Annotated in this window: 21 protein-coding genes; 12 read left to right on the forward strand and 9 right to left on the reverse strand. The window is 72.6% G+C overall.

The features are described 5' to 3' along the window. Positions 1 to 25: 25 nt before the first annotated feature. On the forward strand, positions 26 to 988 hold the full coding sequence (locus BG482_RS28150; protein WP_069771963.1) for an electron transfer flavoprotein subunit alpha/FixB family protein: 963 nt from the start codon (positions 26 to 28) through the stop codon (positions 986 to 988). 65 nt (positions 989 to 1,053) lie between these two features. Here BG482_RS28150 and BG482_RS28155 read toward each other — a convergent pair whose 3' ends face one another. Continuing rightward, the gene (locus BG482_RS28155) at positions 1,054 to 1,974 is read right to left on the reverse strand and encodes an endonuclease/exonuclease/phosphatase family protein (protein WP_069771964.1); all 921 of its coding nucleotides are present in this window, start codon (positions 1,972 to 1,974) and stop codon (positions 1,054 to 1,056) included. A 183-nt stretch (positions 1,975 to 2,157) separates the two neighbouring features. On the opposite strand from BG482_RS28155, the gene BG482_RS28160 reads away from it, so the two are divergent. Further along, a complete protein-coding gene (locus BG482_RS28160; protein WP_069771965.1) occupies positions 2,158 to 3,465 on the forward strand; it encodes an aldolase/citrate lyase family protein in 1,308 nt (435 codons plus the stop codon). 132 nt (positions 3,466 to 3,597) lie between these two features. Here the strand turns inward: BG482_RS28160 and BG482_RS28165 are convergent, their stop codons facing one another. The 3 genes from BG482_RS28165 to BG482_RS28175 form a co-directional block, all read right to left on the reverse strand. Further along, positions 3,598 to 4,023, reverse strand: coding sequence for a VOC family protein (locus BG482_RS28165; RefSeq protein ID WP_069771966.1), 426 nt, complete (start codon positions 4,021 to 4,023; stop codon positions 3,598 to 3,600). A gap of 89 nt (positions 4,024 to 4,112) precedes the next feature. After that, entirely contained in the window at positions 4,113 to 4,850 is a 738-nt protein-coding gene (locus BG482_RS28170) for a hypothetical protein (protein WP_069771967.1), read from the reverse strand. 7 nt (positions 4,851 to 4,857) lie between these two features. After that, a complete protein-coding gene (locus BG482_RS28175) occupies positions 4,858 to 5,895 on the reverse strand; it encodes a LacI family DNA-binding transcriptional regulator (protein ID WP_069771968.1) in 1,038 nt (345 codons plus the stop codon). Between the two features lie 229 nt (positions 5,896 to 6,124). Here BG482_RS28175 and BG482_RS28180 point away from each other — a divergent pair, with 229 nt between their 5' ends. Then, the gene (locus BG482_RS28180; protein WP_069771969.1) at positions 6,125 to 7,069 is read left to right on the forward strand and encodes an ROK family protein; all 945 of its coding nucleotides are present in this window, start codon (positions 6,125 to 6,127) and stop codon (positions 7,067 to 7,069) included. Positions 7,070 to 7,140: 71 nt separating this feature from the next. On the opposite strand, the gene BG482_RS28185 is transcribed toward BG482_RS28180, so the two are convergent. After that, positions 7,141 to 8,076, reverse strand: a complete 936-nt coding sequence (locus BG482_RS28185) for an ADP-ribosylglycohydrolase family protein (protein WP_069771970.1) — start codon at positions 8,074 to 8,076, stop codon at positions 7,141 to 7,143. A gap of 144 nt (positions 8,077 to 8,220) precedes the next feature. On the opposite strand from BG482_RS28185, the gene BG482_RS28190 reads away from it, so the two are divergent. Both BG482_RS28190 and BG482_RS28195 read left to right on the forward strand, forming a co-directional pair. Further along, positions 8,221 to 8,415, forward strand: a complete 195-nt coding sequence (locus tag BG482_RS28190; RefSeq protein WP_069771998.1) for a hypothetical protein — start codon at positions 8,221 to 8,223, stop codon at positions 8,413 to 8,415. 140 nt (positions 8,416 to 8,555) lie between these two features. Continuing rightward, positions 8,556 to 9,599, forward strand: coding sequence for an NUDIX hydrolase (locus BG482_RS28195; RefSeq protein ID WP_069771971.1), 1,044 nt, complete (start codon positions 8,556 to 8,558; stop codon positions 9,597 to 9,599). Positions 9,600 to 9,800: 201 nt separating this feature from the next. Here the strand turns inward: BG482_RS28195 and BG482_RS28200 are convergent, their stop codons facing one another. Further along, entirely contained in the window at positions 9,801 to 11,156 is a 1,356-nt protein-coding gene (locus BG482_RS28200; protein ID WP_069771972.1) for a dipeptidase, read from the reverse strand. A gap of 201 nt (positions 11,157 to 11,357) precedes the next feature. Between BG482_RS28200 and BG482_RS28205 the strand changes: the two genes are divergently transcribed. The 3 genes from BG482_RS28205 to BG482_RS28215 all read left to right on the forward strand — a co-directional run bounded on the left by BG482_RS28205 (position 11,358) and on the right by BG482_RS28215 (position 14,883). Further along, complete coding sequence (locus tag BG482_RS28205; protein WP_069771973.1) at positions 11,358 to 12,644, forward strand: geranylgeranyl reductase family protein; 1,287 nt, start codon at positions 11,358 to 11,360, stop codon at positions 12,642 to 12,644. A gap of 311 nt (positions 12,645 to 12,955) precedes the next feature. Continuing rightward, positions 12,956 to 14,203 carry a sensor histidine kinase gene (locus tag BG482_RS28210; RefSeq protein WP_107450786.1) on the forward strand — a complete coding sequence of 416 codons (1,248 nt, stop codon included), beginning with the start codon at positions 12,956 to 12,958 and terminating at the stop codon, positions 14,201 to 14,203. A gap of 14 nt (positions 14,204 to 14,217) precedes the next feature. Beyond that, complete coding sequence (locus BG482_RS28215) at positions 14,218 to 14,883, forward strand: response regulator transcription factor (protein WP_069771999.1); 666 nt, start codon at positions 14,218 to 14,220, stop codon at positions 14,881 to 14,883. On the opposite strand, the gene BG482_RS28220 is transcribed toward BG482_RS28215, so the two are convergent. Together BG482_RS28220 and BG482_RS28225 are read right to left on the reverse strand one after the other, a co-directional pair. Then, on the reverse strand, positions 14,844 to 15,131 hold the full coding sequence (locus BG482_RS28220; protein ID WP_069771975.1) for a DUF6332 family protein: 288 nt from the start codon (positions 15,129 to 15,131) through the stop codon (positions 14,844 to 14,846). The genes BG482_RS28215 and BG482_RS28220 overlap by 40 nt on opposite strands. Positions 15,132 to 15,205: 74 nt before the next feature. Then, positions 15,206 to 16,771 (reverse strand): MFS transporter, encoded by a 1,566-nt coding sequence (locus BG482_RS28225; RefSeq protein WP_256096491.1) that lies wholly within the window; start codon positions 16,769 to 16,771, stop codon positions 15,206 to 15,208. Between the two features lie 86 nt (positions 16,772 to 16,857). Here BG482_RS28225 and BG482_RS28230 point away from each other — a divergent pair, with 86 nt between their 5' ends. Next, entirely contained in the window at positions 16,858 to 17,262 is a 405-nt protein-coding gene (locus BG482_RS28230; protein ID WP_069771976.1) for a MarR family winged helix-turn-helix transcriptional regulator, read from the forward strand. A 13-nt stretch (positions 17,263 to 17,275) separates the two neighbouring features. On the opposite strand, the gene BG482_RS28235 is transcribed toward BG482_RS28230, so the two are convergent. Beyond that, positions 17,276 to 18,022: a maleylpyruvate isomerase family mycothiol-dependent enzyme gene (locus tag BG482_RS28235; RefSeq protein WP_069771977.1), complete on the reverse strand. Its 747-nt coding sequence runs from the start codon at positions 18,020 to 18,022 to the stop codon at positions 17,276 to 17,278. A 199-nt stretch (positions 18,023 to 18,221) separates the two neighbouring features. Between BG482_RS28235 and BG482_RS28240 the strand changes: the two genes are divergently transcribed. From BG482_RS28240 to htpG, 3 genes are all read left to right on the forward strand, one after another. Beyond that, a complete protein-coding gene (locus BG482_RS28240; RefSeq protein ID WP_107450788.1) occupies positions 18,222 to 18,803 on the forward strand; it encodes a hypothetical protein in 582 nt (193 codons plus the stop codon). Positions 18,804 to 18,893: 90 nt separating this feature from the next. After that, the gene (locus BG482_RS28245) at positions 18,894 to 19,742 is read left to right on the forward strand and encodes a hypothetical protein (RefSeq protein ID WP_256096492.1); all 849 of its coding nucleotides are present in this window, start codon (positions 18,894 to 18,896) and stop codon (positions 19,740 to 19,742) included. 109 nt (positions 19,743 to 19,851) lie between these two features. Continuing rightward, the gene (htpG, locus tag BG482_RS28250) at positions 19,852 to 21,789 is read left to right on the forward strand and encodes a molecular chaperone HtpG (protein WP_069771979.1); all 1,938 of its coding nucleotides are present in this window, start codon (positions 19,852 to 19,854) and stop codon (positions 21,787 to 21,789) included. Positions 21,790 to 21,914 lie beyond the last annotated feature (125 nt).

Here is a 21,914-nt window from a genome sequence, read left to right on the forward strand (position 1 = left end):
TTCGTTTCGCAGGAGAGCAAATCCCATGGCTGAAGTCCTCGTCTACGTCGATCACGTGGACGGCGCCGTCCGCAAGCCCACCCTGGAGCTGCTGACGCTCGCCCGCCGCATCGGCGAGCCGGTCGCCGTCGCGCTCGGCCCGGGCGCCGAGAACACCGCCGCCGCGCTGGCCGAGCACGGCGCCGTCAAGGTCCTCACGCACGACGCCTCCGAGTACACCGACTACCTCGTCGTACCGAAGGTGGACGCGCTGCAGGCCGCCGTCGAGTCGGTCTCGCCGGCCGCCGTCCTCGTCCCGTCCTCCGCGGAGGGCAAGGAGGTCGCCGCGCGTCTGGCGCTGCGCATCGGCTCCGGCGTCATCACGGACGCCACCGACCTCGAGGCCGGCGCCGACGGCCCGGTGGCCACGCAGTCGGTGTTCGCCGCCTCCTTCACCACCAAGTCCCGTGTCTCCAAGGGCGTCCCGGTCATCACCGTCAAGCCGAACTCGGCCGCCGTCGAGGCCGCCCCGGCCGCCGGCGCCGTCGAGGCGCTCAGCGTCTCCTTCTCGGCCCAGGCGACCGGCACCAAGGTCACCGGCCGCACGCCGCGCGAGTCGACCGGCCGCCCGGAGCTGACCGAGGCCGCGATCGTGGTCTCCGGCGGCCGTGGCGTCAACGGCGCCGAGAACTTCGCGCTCATCGAGGCCCTCGCGGACTCCCTCGGCGCGGCCGTCGGCGCCTCCCGCGCCGCCGTCGACGCCGGCTGGTACCCGCACACCAACCAGGTGGGCCAGACCGGCAAGTCGGTCTCGCCGCAGCTGTACATCGCCAACGGCATCTCCGGCGCCATCCAGCACCGGGCCGGCATGCAGACCTCGAAGACGATCGTCGCCGTCAACAAGGACGCCGAAGCCCCGATCTTCGACCTGGTCGACTACGGCGTCGTCGGCGACCTGTTCGACGTCGTCCCGCAGCTCACCGAGGAGATCAACACCCGCAAGGGCTGATCCCCAGCAGTCGCAGGACTGCCCGAGGCCCCCGTGACCGCGCAGGTCACGGGGGCCTCGGCGCGTCACAGGCTCAACGACGCCTGCACCGGCAGGTGATCGCTCGGGTACTGGCCGTCGACGCTGAACGTGTCAATCCACTCCCGGTGGACCGTGACGCCGGGCGTCGCCAGAATCCAGTCGATGCGTTCCCCGCCCGGTATCAGCGGCTTGTATCCGTGGAACGTGGCGTACGCCGCCCCACGCGCGCGTGCCGTGTCCCAGGTGTCCACCAGACCGGTGGCGAGCAGCGTGTCGTAGACCGTGCCGTCGTGGGCGGCGGAGTTGAAGTCGCCGGTCAGCAGCAGCGGCAGCGCGGGGTCGAAGCGGGCGATCCGCTCGGCGATCAGGGCGGCGGCACGCACGCGCGCGTACTCGCTCGCGTTGTCGAGATGGGTGTTGAGGACGAGGAACTCCCGCCCCGCCGCCCGCAGGTCACGGAAACGGACCCAGGTGACCATACGGGGATGGCCTGCGCCCCAGGTGTTGGAGCCGCGCACGCCCGGGGTGTCGGAGAGCCAGAAGTGCTCGTAGGCGGCCGGAGCGAGCCGGCGCGTGTCGTAGAAGACGGCCACCGCCTCGTCGTCGCGCGCGGCGCGGCTGGCGCCGATCCAGTCGTAGTGCGGCCCGAGATCGGCCTCGATGGCGCGCAGCTGCCGCGGCAGGCCCTCCTGGGTGCCGATGACGTGTGGGGCCGCGCGGTGCAGCAGGGCGCTCATCACGGGCCGGCGGACCGCCCAGCTGTTGGGCTTCCTGCGGGACGCGAAGCGGAGGTTGAACGTCATGACCTCGAGCGGGGGCGCGGGCGCGGACGGGAGTGTCCCGTGCGACCGGCTCTCCTGGCGTCCGGCAGAGGCTCCCACCATGCCGAGCAGCGGGACGGCGGCCGCTGCGGCCACCACGGTCCTCAGCCCCGCCCGCCGGTTCGGCCCACTCCTGCCCGTCATGTGTTCCCCCTCGTCTCGTGAGTCAGGATGAAGGGGAGAACCCGTGTGCGGAAGAGGGCAGGGGTGCGGCGGCGCACGGAACGGACCACGCCGTGGACAGGGTGTTGACCTGCCCGAAGCCGCACGGATAACTTCGCAGTGCGGATTGTTGATTCCGTACAGCGGAAAACAGGAGGGTGTGGCATGGGTCAGGGCCAGCAGGAGACGGTGGCGACGAGTCTCGCGGGCGCCGTCAGCGAGGGGATCAGCGCCTCCCTCGCCCCGGTCGACGCCGAACTGGACCGCCGCTACCCCGGAGACCCCGGTACCCGTCAGCCCGTCCACACCGTCTACGTCCCCGGCGACGTCTTCGACGCCGACACGATCCGCAGCTGGGGCGACCGGGCTCTCGCGGCCCTCGACGAGCACGCACCCGACGCGGCCTCCTTCGCCGCCTGCCTCGGCCTGTCCGACGAACTCGCCGAGCCCGTGTACACGCGCGTACGGGCCAAGCTGGAGCGCGAGCCGGTGGAAGACCTGCGCGTCGACTTCGAGGACGGCTACGGCCCCCGCCCCGACGCGGAGGAGGACGCGGCGGCCGCCCGGGCGGCCCGGCTGATCGCCGAGGCCTACGCCAAGGGCGTCGCGGCCCCCTACATGGGCATCCGTATGAAGTGCATGGAGGCCGCGGTGCGCGACCGAGGCATCCGCACGCTGGACGTCTTCCTCACCGGTCTGGCGGAGGCCGGCGGACTGCCCGACGGACTGGTCCTCACCCTGCCGAAGGTCACCTATCCCGAGCAGGTCACGGCGATGGTCCGGCTGCTGGAGGCCTTCGAGGAGGCGCGCGGGCTGGACGCCGGACGGATCGGCTTCGAGATCCAGATCGAGACCAGCCAGGCCGTCCTCGCCGCCGACGGCACCGCGACCGTCGCCCGCATGATCCAGGCGGCCGAGGGCCGGGCCACCGGACTGCACTACGGCACCTTCGACTACAGCGCCTGCCTGGGCGTGTCCGCCGCCCACCAGGCCAGCGACCACCCGGCCGCCGACCACGCCAAGGCGGTCATGCAGGTCGCCGCGGCCGGCACCGGCGTACGGGTCTCGGACGGCTCCACGAACGTCCTGCCGGTCGGTCCGACCGCGAAGGTCCACGACGCCTGGCGACTCCACTACGGCCTCACCCGCCGCGCCCTCGCCCGCGCCTACTACCAGGGCTGGGACATGCACCCCGGCCACCTCCCCACCCGCTACGCGGCCGTCTTCGCGTTCTACCGCGAGGGCTTCGCGCAGGCCGCCGAGCGCCTGTCCCGGTACGCCCACCGGGCCGGTGGCGACGTCATGGACGAACCCGCGACCGCCAAGGCCCTGAGCGGCTATCTGCTGCGCGGCCTCGACTGCGGCGCCCTCGACCTCGCCGAGGTGACCGGCGCGACGGGACTGTCCCGGACCGCCCTGGAGGGCTTCGCCGCACCGCGCCGCGGAGATCTGACGGCCTCGGCGTCGTCGTAGGGCGCGAAACCGGGAGCGCGGGCGAGTGGGGGAGCGGGGGTGACCGGCCGGGCCAGGAACGCCCCGGCCGGTCACCGCTGCCGCAGGCAACGGCCGCCGTCCATGGGCCGCCGCTCCCGCTCCAGCAACTGGTTACCGCTGCTGTGCGTGCTGTGTCTGCGGTGTCTGCTGTGACGTGGGCACGGCGTACGGGGTGGTGATGATCTCCATCCCGTGGCCCGACGGATCCATGAAGTACAGGCCCCGGCCACCGTGGTGATGGTTGATCTCGCCCGGCTGCCTGCGGTGCGGATCCGCGAAGTACGTGATCCCGGCGCGCTCGATCCGGTCGAAGGCGGCGTCGAACTCCTCGTCGGAGACGAGGAACGCGTAGTGCTGCATGACGATCGACTCCGCCGGGACGGTGGCGAAGTCCAGGGTGACCTTGTTGCTCGTGCCGACGGGAACGAACGGGCCCCACTCGGCTCCGACTTCGAGTCCCAGGATGTGGGCGAGGAATTCGGCCGACTCCCTGTTGTCACGGGAGTGGACGATGGTGTGGTTCAGCTCGACTGACATGTGTGGAATGCCTCCGCTGGGCAGACTCACGGGCGCCTCCATGCCTCACCCGGTCGGTGACCGACACGCGACGCCGTCCGGTCACACTACTAACGGACGCGCAGATGTTCCAGGCCGGAGGCGGTCACCAGATTCTCCTCCGCGAACAACCGTGTGCCCTGCTCGCACAGCCGCGCGTCGGCCCGGGCCCGGCGGCAGAACTCCTCGGGCGTCTCGCCGAACAGCTCCCTCAACGCCGGCGATCCCGAGAGGAGTTCGGAGATCAGGGCACGCTGGCCGGGGTGGCTGCGCGGGACGCCCGAACCATCGTGCAGAACACCGTGATGATTCACGTAGGCGAAGGTGTTGAGGAGCGCCTCGCCGTCCTCCAGCTCGACCCGGACCTGCGGCGCGGGCAGCAGGACCCGGTCGTAGTTCGGCTCCGTCGCGTCCAGCGTGGCGAGTTGGTCTCCGTCCAGCCAGATGACGAACAACCGGCTCGCGACGCCCGGAGCTCTGACGGGGGAGGCGGAGACATAGCCGAGGCGGGAGATGTGCGCCGACACGCCCACATCGATGCCCGTCACGCGTGCCCGCACCATCGGGATGGGCGAGACGACGTCGAACTCGGCCATCTTGTGCCGCAGTTGGGCCGGGCTGGCGTTGGAGCCGACGGCCACCACCGGGGTCCGGCCGGGATGCGAGAGGCGCTCCAGAGGCAGCAGCTCGTCCCCGTCGAGCAGCCCGGACCCGCTCGGCCAGACGCCGGGGTAGCTCAGCGGGTGGTCGCGGGGCGCGTCGGCCAGGCCCAGCGCCTCCAGCGTGCGGTGCCCGTCGCGGGCGTCCACGGCCGGCTCAGTCCGCCGGCGGCAGTTCGCCCGAGCCGCGGGTGATCAGCCGGGTCGGCAGTTCGATCCGTTCCGGGACGAGCAGCGTGCCGTCCAGCTGCCGGAACAGACGCTCGGCGGCGGTACGGCCGAGCGCGGCCGCGTCCTGCGCGACGACGGTGACCCCCGGCTGGAGCAGGTCGGCGAGTTCCAGGTCGTCGAAGGCCACCAGGGCGGTCCGGCGGGCCTGCTCCGCGAGGACCCGGATCACGGTGACCGTCACCCGGTTGTTCCCCGAGAAGACCGCGGTGACCGGCGCGGCCCCCGACAGCATCTCCTCGGCCGCGCGGCGCACCCGCGCCGGCTCCGTGGTGCCCAGGGACATCCAGGCGTCCGCCACGGGTATCCCCGCGTCCTCCATCGCCGCGCGGTAGCCGCGCAGGCGCTCCGCCGCGGTGTGGATGCGCGGCATGTCCCCGATGAAGCCGATCCGGCGGTGCCCCTGGGCGACGAGGTGGGCCACCCCCGCGCGGGCGCCGCCGAAGTTGTCCGACAGCACGCAGTCGGCGTCGATCCGGCCGGCCGGACGGTCGACGAACACCGTGGCGACCCCGGCCTTGATCTCGGGCTCCAGATACCGGTGGTCGTCACCGGCCGGGATCACCACCAGGCCGTCGACCCGGCGCGCGCACAGTGCCAGTGCCAGTTCCTGCTCGCGGTCCGGGTCCTCGGCGCTGGAGCCGTTGATGAGCAATGCGCCGTGCGCGCGGGCGACCTCCTCCACCGCCCGGCTGAGCGGCCCGTAGAACGGGTCGGCGAGGTCCTCCAGGACCAGGCCGATGCTGGCGGTGCGGCCTTTGCGCAGCACCCTGGCGCTGTCGTTGCGGCGGAAGCCGAGCGCGTCGATGGACTCCTGGACCCGGCGTTCCGTCTCGGGTGTGACCCCCGGCTCGCCGTTGACCACGCGGGACACGGTCTTGAGGCCGACCCCGGCCCGCGCGGCGACGTCCTTCATCGTGGGACGGTTGCCGTAACGGCTCTCGGGGCGGCGCTGCGTCTCCGGCACGATGCTGTGTCCTGTCCTGTCGTCCGCGGGAGGCCGGCCTGCTCGCCGTCCGGTCGATCTCGCGGAGGGGGATGCGGTGCCCCAGGGTTTGTATGAGGATGTGGCGTCGAGCATAGAGCCTGGACAACGTTGTCAGATGCGGGAGAGACTGTCCACCGCAATCCGGCCCGCGTCCCCCAACCGCTGGACCGGCCAGCCGTTTTCTGGTGGACGGGGAGAACCCAGACTGATGCACACCGACCTAGTCGCCGCGCTCGACATCGGCGGCACCAAGATCGCCGGAGCGCTGGTGGACGGCGACGGCACGATCCTGGCCCGCGCGCAGCGCCCCACGCCAGCCCAGGAGGACGGCGAGACCGTCATGCGGGCCGTCGAGGAGACGCTGGGGGAGTTGACCGTGTCACCGCTGTGGGAGCGCGTCCATGCCGTCGGCATCGGCAGCGCCGGTCCGGTGGACGCCTCCGCCGGCACCGTCAGCCCGGTGAACGTGCCCGGCTGGCGCGCGTATCCGCTGGTCGACCGGGTCCGGGCGGCGACCGGGAACCTCCCGGTCGAGCTGATCGGCGACGGCGTGGCGATCACGGCCGCCGAGCACTGGCAGGGTGCGGCCCGCGGCCACGACAACGCGCTGTGCATGGTGGTCTCCACGGGCGTCGGCGGCGGCCTGGTCCTGGGCGGTCGGCTGCACCCCGGCCCCACGGGCAACGCCGGCCACATCGGCCACATCAGTGTCGACCTCGACGGCGATCCGTGCCCGTGCGGGGCGCGCGGCTGCCTGGAACGCATCGCCAGCGGTCCCAACATCGCCCGTCGGGCGCTGGAGAACGGCTGGCTGCCCGGGCCCGACGGCGACGCCTCGGCGGCCGCGGTGGCCGCCGCCGCCCGTGCGGGCGACCCGCTCGCCCTGGCCTCCTTCGAACGGGCCGCCCAGGCGCTGGCCGCCGGCATCGCCGCGACGGCGACCCTGGTCGAGATCGACATCGCGGTGATCGGCGGCGGCGTCGGCAAGGCGGGCGAGATCCTCTTCGCCCCTCTGCGCCGAGCCCTCCGCGACTACGCGACCCTCTCCTTCGTGCAGCGCCTGACGGTGACGCACGCGCGGATGGGGACGGACGCGGGACTCGTGGGAGCGGCCGCGGCCGCACTGGCGCGCGGACCGGCGGCGGGCGTCTGAAGAACCCAGAAGGAACGTTCCGGTCCGCCGCTCCCCGAGCCGGGGCCGGAACGTCGATCTCTGGCCCGGGGTCAGTCGGTCGTCGGAGTCGGGGCGGTGGGGGCCGTCCAGCCGCTCCAGGTGGGGATGGGCTCCTGGGCCTGGCGCCAGGCGGACGGGACGGCGCTCGTTCCGGTGCGGGCCGCGACCACTCCTCCGGCGATGGCGCAGGTCGTGTCACGGTCCCCCCATCCGCCCACGGTCTGCCACAGGGCCTCGGTGAGGTCGTCCAGGTGCCCCGCCGCGGACCAGAGGGCGAACGGCACCGTGTCCGGAGCCGAGATCAGCGTCCCCGAGCCCAGCACGGACGCGGCATGGCGTACCGAAGTGTGCCCGGGCAGACCCGCCGCCACCAGCAGCCCGGAGCGCACGTCGCCGTCCGGCACGTGCGCGGCGACCTCCCGCAGGAACGCCTCCCGTGCCGGGGCTTCCGTGCCCCGGCCCGCGGCCGCGAGCGCGGCGGCGACCGCGACCGCCACCGCGCCCGCGACCGCCTCCGGGTGGGCGTGCGTGGCCAGCGCCGACAGGCGGGCCTGCTCCCGGGCCGCCGTCAGGTCGTCGCGGAACCAGGCCCCGAGCGGGGCGACCCGCATCGCCGCGCCGTTGCCGTAGGAGCCCTGTCCGCCGAACTGCTCGGTGGTCACCGCCCGGTGGTCCTCGCCGTCGGCGACGCGCCGCAGCACGCCGTGCATGGACGGGCCGTACTTGCGGCCCGGGTCGCGGCCGTACTCGGCGGCGAACTCCCTCGCGAGGTCGTCCGGACGGACCTCCCCGTGCGTCGTGAGATGGGCGAACAGAACGAACGCCATCGCCGAGTCGTCCGTCCACGGCCAGGGCGCCGGACGCGGCTCCCGGGCGGCCCACAGCGCCTCGGCGGGCTCGTCGGAGCGGATGAACCAGCTGTCGCCGAAGGCGTCGCCGATGACGAGCCCGTCCAGGCTGGCGTGGGCGTGTTGCGGACCGGTCATGACAAGGCTCCTCAGAGGCAGTGCGATCACGGCATTCTGGCCGCGGGCCTCTTCGCCGCGCGAACGGATTACCGGATCACGCAGATCGGGCGGATCAGGCGGATCGAGCGTGACTCCGCGCGCGTCCGCGCAGTTGATCCGCACATGAAGAAGCGCAGCATGCTCGCCATCGCCTCCCTCGCCACCGGCTTCGTCGTCGCGGCGATCACCCCCTCGCACGGCCTGGGCGCCGAGGACCTCGACAAACTGAACGTCGGCGACACCCTCAGCGCGCTCGATCACACCGTCGCCAGCGACAGCCTGGCCGTCGACGACGACGCCCTGGGGCAGAACGACTGACGGGCCGCCTCCCGGTCAGCGCGCCGGCGCCCACCGCGAGGGCGCCGGCGTCGTCGCGTTCGTGCGCCCTCAACGGGAACTGGTTTCCGTGGCAGGGTGGAGCGGGCAAGCCTCAGGGGGCCAACAGAAGAGGGGGAACCGTGACCGTCGTCTGGATCAACGGCGCGTTCGGTGCGGGGAAGACCACCACCGCACGGGAAGTGATGGACCTGATCCCGAACAGCACGCTCTTCGACCCCGAGGTCATCGGGGCAGCGCTCCCGCATCTGCTGCCGGCCAAGCGCCTGGCCGAGGTCGGCGACTTCCAGGACCTGCCGATCTGGCGCCGGCTGGTGATCGACACGGCGGCCGCGCTGCTCGCCGAGCTGGGCGGCACCCTCGTCGTTCCCATGACGCTGTTGCGCGAGGAGTACCGCGACGAGATCTTCGGCGGTCTCGCCGCTCGCCGGATCGCCGTCCGGCATGTGCTCCTCGCTCCGGCGGAAACGATCCTGCGCGAGCGAATAGCCAACCGGGAGATTCCCGCGGACCTCCCCGACGGCGAGATACGCATCCGCCAGTGGTCGTACGACCACATCGAGCCCTACCGGGCCGCCCTCGCGACCTGGCTCACCGCCGATGCCCACCCGGTCGACAACGGCGCCCTCACCCCGCGGGAGACGGCCGCCCGGATCGCCGAGGCCGTCGGCAGCGGCGCCGCGGCCGAGTGCGACATCGTGCAGACCCCCGAGCCCACCGCCGAGACCGTGGCCGCCGGCGTGCTCCTCTTCGACGAACACGATCGCGTGCTGCTGGTCGACCCCACGTACAAGCCCGGCTGGGAGTTCCCGGGCGGCGTGGTGGAGCCCGGCGAGGCGCCCGCGCGCGCGGGGATGCGCGAGGTGGAGGAGGAGACCGGGATCCGGCTGGCGGACGTGCCCCGGCTGCTGGTCGTCGACTGGGAACGCCCGGTGCCCCCCGCCTACGGCGGCCTGCGCCTCCTCTTCGACGGCGGCCTGCTCGACCCCGCGGCCGCGGCCGGCCTCCTCCTGCCGGGACCCGAACTGCGCGCCTGGCGCTTCGTCACGGAAGAGGAGGCGGCCGATCTCCTCCCGCCCGTGCGCTACGAGCGGTTGCGCTGGGCGCTGCGAGCCCGTGAGCTCCGGTCCGCGCTCTACCTGGAGGCCGGCGTTCCGCAAGGCTGAGCCCGCCCTCCCGCGCGGACATCGCTGCCCCGGAGCAGGATCTGCCCCGGGCAGGACCTGGTGACAGGACCGTCCCGCGACAGGATGTCGGCGAAGCACCGCTCGCGCATCCGCCCGCCCCCACTGGCCTGTCCGCCTGCACCCGCCGGGCGCGCCCGTCTGCGTCGTCCAGGGTGCGAACGGGCGGAGGACAGGGGGCGGTCAGCTCGCCGCGTAGGTGCGCAGGAACAGGGCCTCGGCCACCGACAGCCGCTCCAGCTCCTGCGGGGAGACGCTCTCGTCGACCGCGTGGATCTGCGCCTCGGGCTCGCTCAGGCCGATGAGGAGGATCTCCGCCCGCGGGTAGAGCGCGGCGAGGGTGTTGCAGAGCGGGATGGATCCGCCCTGGCCCGCGTACTGCATCTCCTGCCCGGGGAACGCGACCGCCATCGCCTCGGCCATCGCCGCGTACGCGGGGCTGCTGGTGTCGGCGCTGAACGCCTGCCCCTGGCCGACCTGTTCGGTGCTCACCCGCGCGCCCCACGGGGTGTGCGCCTCCAGGTGGGCCTGCAGCAGTTTCGTGGCCTCGGCCGCGTCCACGCCCGGCGGTACCCGCAGGCTGATCAGCGCGCGGGCGCTCGCCTGCACGGAGGGAGTGGCTCCCACGACCGGCGGGCAGTCGATGCCGATGACGGTCACGGCGGGGCGGGCCCAGATCCGGTCGGCGACCGTGCCGGAACCGATCAGAGCGACGCCGTCCAGGACCTTGGCGTCCTGGCGGAACTGCGCGTCGTCGTACTGCAGACCCTGCCAGCGGGAGTCGTCGGTGAGACCGTCGACGGTCGTCGAGCCGTCCTCGGCGCGCAGCGAGTCCAGGACGCGGATCAGCGCGCCCAGCGCGTCGGGCGCGGCCCCGCCGAACTGACCGGAGTGCAGATTGCCCTCCAGGGTATCGATCCGGACCCGCATCATCGTCATGCCGCGCAGCGTGGTCGTGACGGTCGGCAGGCCCACGCGGAAGTTGCCCGCGTCGCCGATGACGATCGTGTCGGCCGTCAGAAGGTCGGGGTGCTGCTCGGCGTACCGCTCCAGGCCGCCGGTGCCCTGCTCCTCGGAGCCCTCGACGATCACCTTGACGTTCACCGGGACGCCGCCGTCGGCCTTCAGGGCGCGCAGCGCGAGCAGGTGCATGATCACGCCACCCTTGCAGTCGGCGCTGCCGCGCCCGTACCAGCGGCCGTCCCGCTCGGTCAGCTCGAAGGGCGGGGTGGTCCAGGCGGCCTCGTCCAGCGGGGGCTGCACGTCGTAGTGGGCGTAGAGCAGGACGGTCTTCGCGCCGACGGGGCCGGGCAGGTACCCGTAGACCGACTGGGTGCCGTCGGGGGTGTCGAGGACGGCCACGTCCTGGAAGCCCTCGGCGCGCAGCGCGGCGGTGATCCAGCCGGCGGCCGCCTCGCTCTCGCTCCTGGGGAACTGGTCGAAGTCCGCCACCGACTTGAAGGCCACCAGTTCGGTGAGCTCCTCCCGCGCCCTGGGCATCAGTGCGGCGACGGTCTCGGCGATCGGATTCGACGACATGGGCACGCTCCTTGTGGGTGCGACGTTGTACGGGGTGGCACTGGTCCGTTCGAGGGACCGTGCGAGCGTACGCGTTGCCGGGTGGGGGCGCGCACGCCGCCGATCCTGCCACAGCGGACCGTCATCGGACCGTGGCGATCTCCGCCGTAGGATGCGGGGGACAGGTGCGGCAAGCAGCTTGATCGGGAGCAGTAGACCATCGTGAGCAGCGAGAACTCTTCGGCGGACGACGAGAACTCTTCGGCGGACGCCCGGCAGGTGTGGGACGTCGTCGTGGTGGGCGCGGGACCCGCGGGGGCTTCGGCCGCCTACGCGGCGGCGGTCACCGGGCGGCGCGTGCTGTTGCTGGAGAAGGCGGAGCTGCCCCGCTACAAGACGTGCGGCGGCGGCATCATCGGTCCTTCGCGCGATGCCCTGCCCCCGGGCTTCGAGCTGCCCTTCCGCGACCGGGTGCACGCGGTGACGTTCTCGAACAACGGGCGCTTCACCCGGACCCGCCGCTCGCGGCAGATGCTGTTCGGGCTGATCAACCGGCCCGAGTTCGACCAGCAGCTCGTCGAGCACGCCCAGAAGGCGGGAGCGGAACTGCGCACCGGCGTCACCGTGCAGCGCGTCGAGCAGCACGGCTCGTCGGTGCCGGACCGGCGCTCGGTGGCGGTGGTCCTGCAGGGCGGCGAGACGCTGCTGGCGCGCGCGGTGGTCGGCGCGGACGGCAGCGCGAGCCGGATAGGGGCGCACGTCGGCGTGAAGCTCGACCAGGTGGATCTCGGCCTGGAGGCGGAGATCCCGGTGCCGGAGACGGTCGCCGAGGACTGGAAGGGGCGCGTCCTCATCGACTGGGGGCCGATGCCCGGCAGTTACGGCTGGGTGTTCCCCAAGGGCGACACCCTGACCGTGGGTGTGATCTCCGCGCGCGGGGAGGGCGCTGCCACCAAGCGGTATCTGGAGGACTTCATCGGGCGGCTCGGCCTCGCCGGGTTCGAGCCGAGCATCTCCTCCGGTCACCTCACCCGATGCCGGGCGGACGACTCGCCGCTCTCGCGCGGGCGGGTGCTGGTCTGCGGGGACGCGGCGGGTCTGCTGGAGCCGTGGACCCGCGAGGGCATCTCCTTCGCCCTGCGTTCGGGCCGGCTCGCCGGCGAGTGGGCGGTCCGCATCTCGGAGGCCCACGACGCGGTCGACACCCGGCGCCAGGCACTGAACTACGCCTTCGCGGTCAAGGCCGGGCTCGGCGTGGAGATGAGCGTCGGCAAGCGGATGCTCGCCGCGTTCGAGCGCCGCCCCGGGCTGTTCCACGTTGCCCTCACCGGGGTGCGCCCGGCCTGGAGGGCGTTCACCGACATCACCCGCGGCCGGACCACCCTGGGTGAGCTCGTCCGCTCCCACCCGATGGCCCAGCGGGCGCTGACCGCGATGGACCGGCGGCAGACGACCGAGCCGACGCCGACGGCGACGGCGACGGCGGGAGAGGGCGAGGACGAGTCCTGAAGCCGGCGGCCCCGCCCGACGTCCCCGGCAGACGGGGGACGAGGAGCGGCAGGGGAGCCCGATGCCGGTGCCGCTGAGCAGGTCGCAACCGAGGTCGGTGCCGGTGCCGGTGCTGGTCCCAGGATCGGGCTCGGCATCGGGGTCGGCGTCGGCGGCCGGGGGTCGGCTGAGGACCGTCCGCCCGTCTCCTCCTCGGGGGGCGTGTGGCCCGCCGCGGACGTCCACCGTCCACGCCTACTTCCAGGGGAGTACGGCCGCTCACCTCGCCCGGCGGACGTCCGCGCCGGCCCGGCGCGTCTAGCGTGGCGGACATGGACGAAGAGCGGGTGCGCGGGCCGGGCGGCCCGCGGCGGTGGTGGCGGCGGCGCGGGCCGACGCCGTGGCTGCGCCCCTGGAAGGGCCGAGAGGGCGCGGAGCCGGACGCGGGGCGTCTGCCCTGGCGCTCCACCGCGCTGATCACCGTGTTCGTGTTCGCCGGCTCCGCCTTCGCCGCCCATGCGCAGGACGGCGAGCGGGCCTCGCCCGATCTCTTCGCGAGGGCCCTGCTGCTCGTCGCCTCCGGGCTGTTGCTGTGGCGGCTTCGGCGACCTGTGGCGGTCGTGTTCGGCACGGCCGCCGCGGTGGCGGTCTATCTGGGCGCGGGTTACCCGTACGGGCCGGTCTTCCTCACCGTGGCGGTGGCGTGCTGCTCCGCCGTCGTCGCGGGGCGCCGCCGGGCCGCCTGGACGGCCCTGGGCATGCTGTGGGCCGTCCATCTGCTGGTGGCGCACTGGCTGTACCGGTGGCTGCCGCCGGCCGGGGACCATCCGGCCCCCTTGGGGCAGGAGATCGTGGTCGCCGGATGGGTCGTGGCGATCGTGGCGATCGCGGAGCTGGCCCGGATCCGCCGGGAGCAGTGGGCCCGGGAGCGGGCCGAACGCGCTCAGGCGGCCCGGCGGCGCGCAGGCGAGGAACGGCTGCGCATCGCCCGCGAACTGCACGACGTCCTCGCCCACAGCCTCTCGGTCATCAATGTGCAGGCGGGCGTGGGCCTCGCCCTCCTCGACTCCGACCCGGAACAGGCGCGCACGGCGCTCACCACCATCAGGTCCGCCAGCAAGGAGGCGCTGGGCGAGGTGCGCCAGGTGCTGGACTCCCTGCGCACCCCGGGCGACGCGCCGCGTGCTCCCGCCCCCGGCCTGGACCGGCTGCCGGAGCTGGTGGAACAGGCTGGGCGCGCCGGTCTCACGGTCGACGTGGCCGGCCGGGCGCCCCGGCTGCCGCCCCACACCGACCTCGCCGCGTTCCGGATCGTCCAGGAGGCTCTCACCAACGTCGTCCGGCACTCGGGCTCACGTCACGCGCGCGTGCGGCTCGACGACAGCGGCGCGACGCTCCGGATCCGGGTCGACGACGACGGACCCGCGACCGGTGCGGAGGCGGGCGGCAGCGGCAACGGTCTCGCCGGAATGCGGGAGCGGGCCGCGGCGCTCGGTGGCACGATCGAGGCGGGACAGCGGCCCGACGGCGGCTTCCGCGTCCTTGCCGTGCTCCCGACGAGGACCGGAGTCGACCAGTGAGCGAGGGAGGAGCCGTGATCCGCGTACTGCTCGCCGACGACCAGTCGTTGGTCCGGGCGGGGTTCCGGGCGCTGCTCGACGCGCAGCCGGACATCGAGGTGGCCGGCGAGGCAGCCGACGGGGCGCAAGCGGTGCGGGCGGTGCGGGAACTGCGGCCCGACGTCGTGCTGATGGACATCCGGATGCCGTTGCTCGACGGGCTCGCCGCGACCCGCAGGATCACCGAGGACGAGGCGCTCGCCCAAATCAGGGTGGTCATGCTCACCACCTTCGAGCTGGACGAGTACGTCTTCGAGGCGATCCGCTCGGGCGCATCCGGCTTTCTCGTCAAGGACACCGAACCCGACGAACTCCTGCGTGCCGTACGGGCGGTGGTCGCCGGAGACGCGCTCCTCTCGCCGGGAGTGACGCGCAGGCTCATCGCCGAGTTCGCCGCCCGCTCCAAGGAGCCGGCCACCGCCGACGCGCTGGCCCGGCTCACCGAGCGGGAGCGGGAGGTGATGGCGCTGGTCGGGATCGGCCTCTCCAACGAGGAGATCGCCCGCCGCCTGGTCGTGAGCCCGCTCACCGCGAAGACCCATGTCAGCCGCACGATGGTGAAGCTGGGCGCGCGGGACCGGGCTCAACTCGTGGTCCTGGCCTACGAGTCGGGGCTGGTCCGGCCGGGCTGGCTGGGCTGAGCGTCCCGGCGGAAGCGGACCAGCACGGACACCACCCGGACCAGGAAGACCAGGGGAGCGAGCGCCAGACCGGTGCGCAGCGACAACTTCTCCACCGTGGGCGGCAGTTCGAACAGCAGCGCCGGTCCGGCCGCCGCGCCGAACAGCACCGCCGCCGCGAACGCCGCGCTGAACAGCGCGTATCCGATCTCGACGGTGATCGCGTCCCGCTCGGCCTGCGATCGCCGCCGCTGCCCGTAACCGCTCATGGGGCGAGTGTCACAGGTGTGCGCCCGGCGGGCCAGTCCGGCCCGCCGGGCGCACACGCGTCCGCGATCCCGCCCTACTCGCGGGCCCCGACGGTCTCCGTCTCGATGCCGGTCTCGGTCGTCACCGTCCCGGCCGCCGCCTCGATGTCCGTCCGCGGGTCCGTCCGCGCGACCGTCCTCGTCCGCGGCGCGGTGGACCTGGCGACCACGACCGAGCCGGGGGCGCGGCGGGAGCGCAGGCCGGGGAGGGTGATGAGCAGGCCCGCTGCGGCGATGACCGTCACGACCGTCAGTCCGGGCCGGTAGCTGTCGAGAACGGCCTGCGGAGTGGGGTCGGCGGGGGCGCCGGCGGTCACCACGGCCGTGACGACCGCGAGGAAGATCGCGCCGCCCACCTGCACCGACGTGTTCAGCAGGCCGGAGACCATGCCCTGCTCGTGGTTTGCGACTCCGTTGGTGGCCTGGATGTTGAGGGAGGGGAAGACCAGCGCGCAGGCCGCGCCGATCAGCAGCATCGAGGGCAGGATGACGGAGGCGTAGACCGGGTCGAGATCGACGCGCAGGAACAGGGCGTACCCGGCGACCATGAAGGCGAAGCCCGCGGCGATCAGCCGAGGAGTGCCGAACCGGTCCACGATCGAGCCGACCTTGGTCGAGGAGACCGCCACCAGCGCGCCGGCCGGCAGGAACGCGAGCGCCGTGTGCAGCGCCGACCAGCCGAGCAGTGTCTGCATGTACAGGGTGGCCAGGAACTGGAACCCGACGTAGGAGCCGAAGAACGCCATGGCGCCGAGCTGGGCGCGGACCTGACTGCCGGAGCGCAGCACTGCGAGCCGGATCAGCGGGCCCGCCGAGCGGCGCTCGACCGAGACGAAGACGGTCAGCAGCACGGCGACGGCGAGGAAGGAGAGCAGGGTGCGGGCGGACGTCCAGCCGGACTGCGGGGCCTGGACCACGGTGTAGACCAGCAGCAGCATGGACGCCGTGCCGAGGACGGCGCCGGGGATGTCGTAGCCGTCGTGGTCCTTCTCCCGTTCGCTGCGCGGCAGCAGTCTGAGGCCCGCGGCCAGCGCGATCAGGGCGATCGGCGCGGGCAGCAGCATGGTCAGCCGCCAACTCGCCTCGGTGAGCAGGCCGGAGAGGACCAGCCCCATCGAGAAGCCGGTGGCGGCGCAGGTGGTGTAGATGGAGAGGGCGCGGTTGCGCAGGGGGCCCTCCGGGAACGTCGTGGTGATGATCGACAGACCGGCCGGGGCCGTGAAGGCCGCGCTCAGACCCTTGATGAAGCGGCTGGCGATCAGCAGCGGGCCCGAGTCGACGAGGCCGCCGAGCAGGGAGGCCAGCGCGAAGACGCCGAGGGCGACCAGGAAGACCTGGCGGCGGCCGAGCAGGTCGGCCGTGCGGCCGCCGAGGAGGAGCAGGCCGCCGTAGCCCAGGATGTAGCCGCTGACGATCCACTGCAGGGTCGAGGTGGAGAGTCCGAGGTCGGAGCCGATGGACGGCAGGGCGACGCCGACCATGGACACATCGAGCGCGTCCAGGAACATCGCGGCGCACAGCACCAGCAGGGTGCCCCACAGGCGGGCGTTCCAGCGGCCCTCGGGGAGAGGGGGCGCGGAGGTGGGGAGCGGAGAGGTCATGGCGAAGACACTACATGCACATGCATCGAATGCAAGGGCATTTAATTCTGCTGCAATGAATTCGGTTCTCTGCTACGGTGCGCCCCATGGCGGGGACGAGAGGCGGGGCCGGGGACGAACAGGCGCTCGTGGAGCAGTGGCGGGACATGCTGGCCCTGCACGCGCGCACCCAGTGTGAACTCGACCGTGCGCTGCACCGACACGGCCTGTGCGCAAGCGACTTCGAGGTGCTGGACGTTCTCGCCGGGTCGCCCGCACCGGACGGCTCGTGCGCCTACCGCGTCCAGGAGATCGCCGAGCGGGTCCACCTCAGTCAGAGCGCGCTGTCGCGGCTCGTCGCCCGTCTGGAGAAGGACGGCCTGGTCGAGCGCGGCCTGTGCGCCGAGGACCGCCGGGGGGTCCGGGTCGCGTTGACGGCGAAGGGCCGCACGCTGCACGCCGACGTGAGGCCCGTGCAGCGCGCGGTGTTGACCCGCATGCTCGCCGACTGACCACAGCGGCAGGTCAGTTCACGCCGGACGCGTCCCGCCACAGCGTCGCGAGCGAGGCGTCGCCGGACACGGCGGGCAGCGGCAGCCGGTTCCACAGCGACAGATAGAGCGTCGCCGCCGGACCCGACACCTCGCAGTCCGCCGCCCCTTCGGAGCCGCGTTCCGTCACCGGCGGTTCGGCCGACAGACGCACGGTCCACACCGCGTCGGACGTGTCGGTCGCCCGCACCCTCAACACCGCTGGCTCCTCCGTGCGCACCCTGCTCTTGGCGCGCGCGTGGAACCCGCGCAGCAGTTCGTCGATCCCGTCCGCCGCGAAGCCGGCGTCCATGTCCCTGGCGACCTCCTGGAGATCGCGGCCGCGGGCCGCGTCGGCGTCCACGCGATGCACCGCCGTCTCATGGGCCTGCCGCCGGGCCCAGAACGCGAGCGGCGACGGGGCGGGCAGAAAATGCCAGCACGCCAGGTCGGGGGACGCGTCGGACAGGGTGCCGACCAGCCGCAGGTGCCCCTCACGGAACCAGTCCAGGAGCGGTTCGCCGTCGAGGTCCGGCGGTTCGCCGAAGGGAAGGTACGAGGTGTGACCCCCGGCGACGAACGAGGTCGCCCAGCGATGCACCGTGCCCGTGTGCCGCAGCAGCTCCCTCACCTGCCACTCCGGGCAGGTCGGTACCTTCGCGTCGGGGCCGGCCTGCGCAGCCGCGGCGGCCAGCGAGCGGCCCTCCCGGTCCAGGACGCGGATGAACTCGGCAGTCTCCATGGGGGGAGTCTGCCGGATGGAGCGCGATCACGAGGAGGAATATCCGGCGCGCGGCCGACCGCCGCCCGGGTGCGCCCACGAACGGCACGGCCGTCGCCCGGCGGGACGGCCTCACCGTCGACGCCCCGCGCCGAAGACCGTCCGCAATCGACTGAGCGGCCGCGCCCCGCGGCGGCGGTGGGATCATCGGGGGATGCGGATGAGCGGACCACGGTTGCGGGCCTGGGCGGGAGCGGTCCTGGCGACGGGCCTCGTGGCGGCGTGCGGCGGGCCGGAAGGGGGCGCCGGAAGAGCGCCGTCCACCGCGACGGGGGCTCGGGTCTCCCCGCGCCCCGCTCCGGCCCCCCGGTTCGACGCGGAGGCCGGACTGTCCGACGGCCGGCGCGTGGGCGTGGTCTACCTCGCCGGCCGCGGACTCGCGGAGCGGCACCGGGAGGCTTCGGGGGAGTGGAGCGCGCCGCACATGGTGTACACGACCAGGACGGACCGGTGTCACAGCGCCACGCTGAAGGCCTTCGGCGACACGGTCGCCGTCATCGCGGACTGGGGCGACTACTGCTACGACGGTGAGCCGCCCACGGAGTCGCTCGCCGCGGTCGGCACGGACGACCTCACCCGGTGGGACACGAAACTCACCGAGGACTTCGACGGCTGGACGAAGGTCGCCGCCACGGGCGACCCGCGGGGCCTCGTGTTCACCAGGGGTTCCACCGAGTCGTCCACGCGGCTTCGGTGGAGCCGTGCCGACGGGTTCGCGGAGGTGGCGGAGATTCTGCGCTGATCTCGGTGTATCTCCGGCATGCGCCGGTGCGACCACTAGGATTTCGCGACGCGTCGGAAGTCTCAGCCGCGACTCGGGGGAGCCGAACTCATGAACGCCTGGAACCAGCAGGGCGGCCAACCGCCCTATGACCCGTACCGCCCCTACGGCCCGTACGGCCCGCAGCCGACGCCGCCGCCCGTGCGGCGGGCGGGGCTGGTGCGGCGGACGTGGAATGCCGTCGGGCCCATCGCGGCCGGCCGCAAGGTCTTCCGCCCCTCGCGGCCCGGCCGGGTCGACGACCCGGTGGTCGCCCGTATGCAGCGCATCCGCACCGTCGTCGGACTCGCCGCGGTGGTGTGGGTGACGTTCTCCTACAAACTCGCCGCGTCCGTGCAGGACCTCGCGGACGACCGACTCGACCAGTCCTGGAACGCCGTCCTCGTCCTGTCGGTGACCTTCCCGGTGGTCGTCGGTGTGCTGATCGGCATGGCCCGCCCCCCGGCGAGGCGGGAACTGCTGCGGCGGGCCCGCAAGCCGCTCGGCGCGATCCTGGCGCTGATCGGCGGCGTCGCCCTCTTCCCGGCCGCCGTGCTCACCGGTCTCATGGACGGCCGGCTCGCCACGAACGCGGTGATGGTGGCGGTGACCGTCGTCGTCGTCCTGTTCATGCTGGTCTGGGTCCTGCCGTTCGTCGCCTACGGCATCGGGATGTCCCTCACGCACGTGTTCCGCACCGCCGACATCCACGAGACGGTTCCGCCGCTGCTGGCGCTGGTCCTCGTCTGGGAGATGGCGCTCGTCGACGTGCTGACCGGGGCGTACGAAGGCGTGCCGGGGCCGCTGCGGGTGCTGCTCGTGCTGGGCGCCCCCTTCTCGGTGACCGCGGTCGCCCTGTGGGAACTGCGACGGCTGCGCTTGGGCTACGGCCTCACCGTGCGCGGCGCGCTCATGCGCTGAGGACCGCCGACGCCGCGATCAGAACGCCGGGCAGCCCACGCTGACTTGGTGTTTTAGAGTGGCTGTCGCCCGTTCAGGAGACTCCGGAACTGTGAGGTACACGCCCATCATGTCGACCGAAACGTTTGAGTTCCAGGTAGAGGCCCGTCAGCTGCTCCAGTTGATGATCCACTCGGTCTACTCGAACAAGGACGTCTTTCTCCGCGAGCTCGTCTCCAACGCCTCCGACGCGCTGGACAAGCTGCGCCTCGCCGCGCTGCGGGACGACACGCTCGACGCCGACGTCTCCGACCTGCACATCGACATCGAGACCGACACCGAGGCCCGCACCCTGACGGTGCGCGACAACGGCATCGGCATGTCCTACGACGAGGTCGGCCGGCTGATCGGCACCATCGCCAACTCGGGCACGGCGAAGTTCGTCCAGGAACTCCGCGAGGCGCAGGACGAGGCCGGGGCCGAGGGGCTCATCGGGCAGTTCGGCGTCGGCTTCTACTCGGGCTTCATGGTGGCCGACGAGATGACGCTGCTGACCCGGCGGGCCGGCGAGGGCCAGGGCACCCGCTGGTCCTCGCGCGGCGAGGGCACGTACACCCTGGAGCGGGTGGACGACGCCCCGCAGGGCACGACCGTCACCCTCCACCTGAAGCCGGCCGACTCCGACGACCAGCTGCACGACTACACCTCGGACTGGACGATCAGGGAGATCGTCAAGCGCTACTCCGACTTCATCACCTGGCCGATCCGGATGGTGCCGAAGGCGGCCGCTTCCGGAGCCGACGACACCGCCGACGGCTCCGACGACGAGGCCGGCGCCGCGCGCGAACCCGAGACGCTGAACTCGATGAAGGCACTGTGGGCGCGCTCGCGCGAGGACGTGTCCGACGACGAGTACCACGAGCTGTACAAGCACATCAGCCACGACTGGCGCGAACCGCTGGAGACGATCCGGCTCCAGGCGGAAGGCACCTTCGAGTACCAGGCGCTGCTGTTCGTCCCGTCGCACGCCCCGCACGACCTGTACAACCAGGGCTACAAGCGCGGAGTGCAGCTGTATGTGAAGCGCGTCTTCATCATGGACGACTGCGAGGCGCTGCTGCCGCCGTATCTGCGCTTCGTCAAGGGCGTGGTCGACGCGGCGGATCTCTCGCTGAACGTCTCCCGCGAGATCCTCCAGCAGGACCGGCACATCCGGATGATGCAGCGCCGGCTCACCAAGAAGGTCGTGTCCACGGTCAAGGACATGATGACCGCGGCTCCCGAGCGCTACGCCACGTTCTGGCGGGAGTTCGGCGCCGTCCTGAAGGAGGGGCTGCTGACCGACTCCGACAACCGCGAGACCCTCCTCGCCGTGTCGTCGTTCGCGACCACGCACAGCGAGGACGAGCCGACCACGCTGAAGAGCTATGTCGAACGGATGAAGGACGGGCAGGACGCCGTCTACTACCTGACCGGCGAGTCCCGGCAGAGCATCGAGAACTCACCGCACATGGAGGCGTTCCGGGCCAAGGGCATCGAGGTCCTGCTCCTCACCGACCCGGTCGACGAGGTGTGGGTCGACGCGGTCGGCGAGTTCGAGGGCAAGCCGCTGCGGTCGGTGGCCAAGGGCGAGGTCGACCTCGGCGGCGAGGACGACGAGAAGGCCGACGGCGAACGGGAGAAGCAGGGCGAGGAGTACGCGGCCCTGCTCGGCTGGATGAAGGAGCACCTCGACGAGGACGTCAAGGAGGTGCGGCTGTCGTCGCGCCTGACGGTCTCCCCGGCCTGCATCGTCTCCGACGCGCACGACCTCACCCCGGCGCTGGAGAACATGTACCGCGCGATGGGACAGGAGGTGCCGCGCGCCCGCCGCATCCTCGAACTCAACCCGGACCACGTGCTCGTGAAGGGCCTGAACCAGGCGTACAACGAGCGTGAGGACCGCACGGGACTCGCCGAGACCGCGGAACTGCTGCACGGACTCGCGGTCCTCGCCGAAGGCGGTCGGCCCAAGGAGCCCGGCCGCTTCGTGAAGCTGGTCGCCGAGCACCTGGAACGCGGACTGTAGCCATGGCCGGGAGTCCGGGCAGGCGTCGGGCCTGCCCGGAGTCCCGACCGCCATGAAGACCCCCCGCGGCCCGGACCGCTCGCACGGTTGATGTGGTGGGAGCGCCGCCTCTACCGTGCAGGCAC

The sequence above is a fragment of the Streptomyces sp. LUP30 genome (assembly GCF_001746365.1).
In the GTDB taxonomy this organism is placed as follows: Bacteria; Actinomycetota; Actinomycetes; order Streptomycetales; family Streptomycetaceae; genus Streptomyces.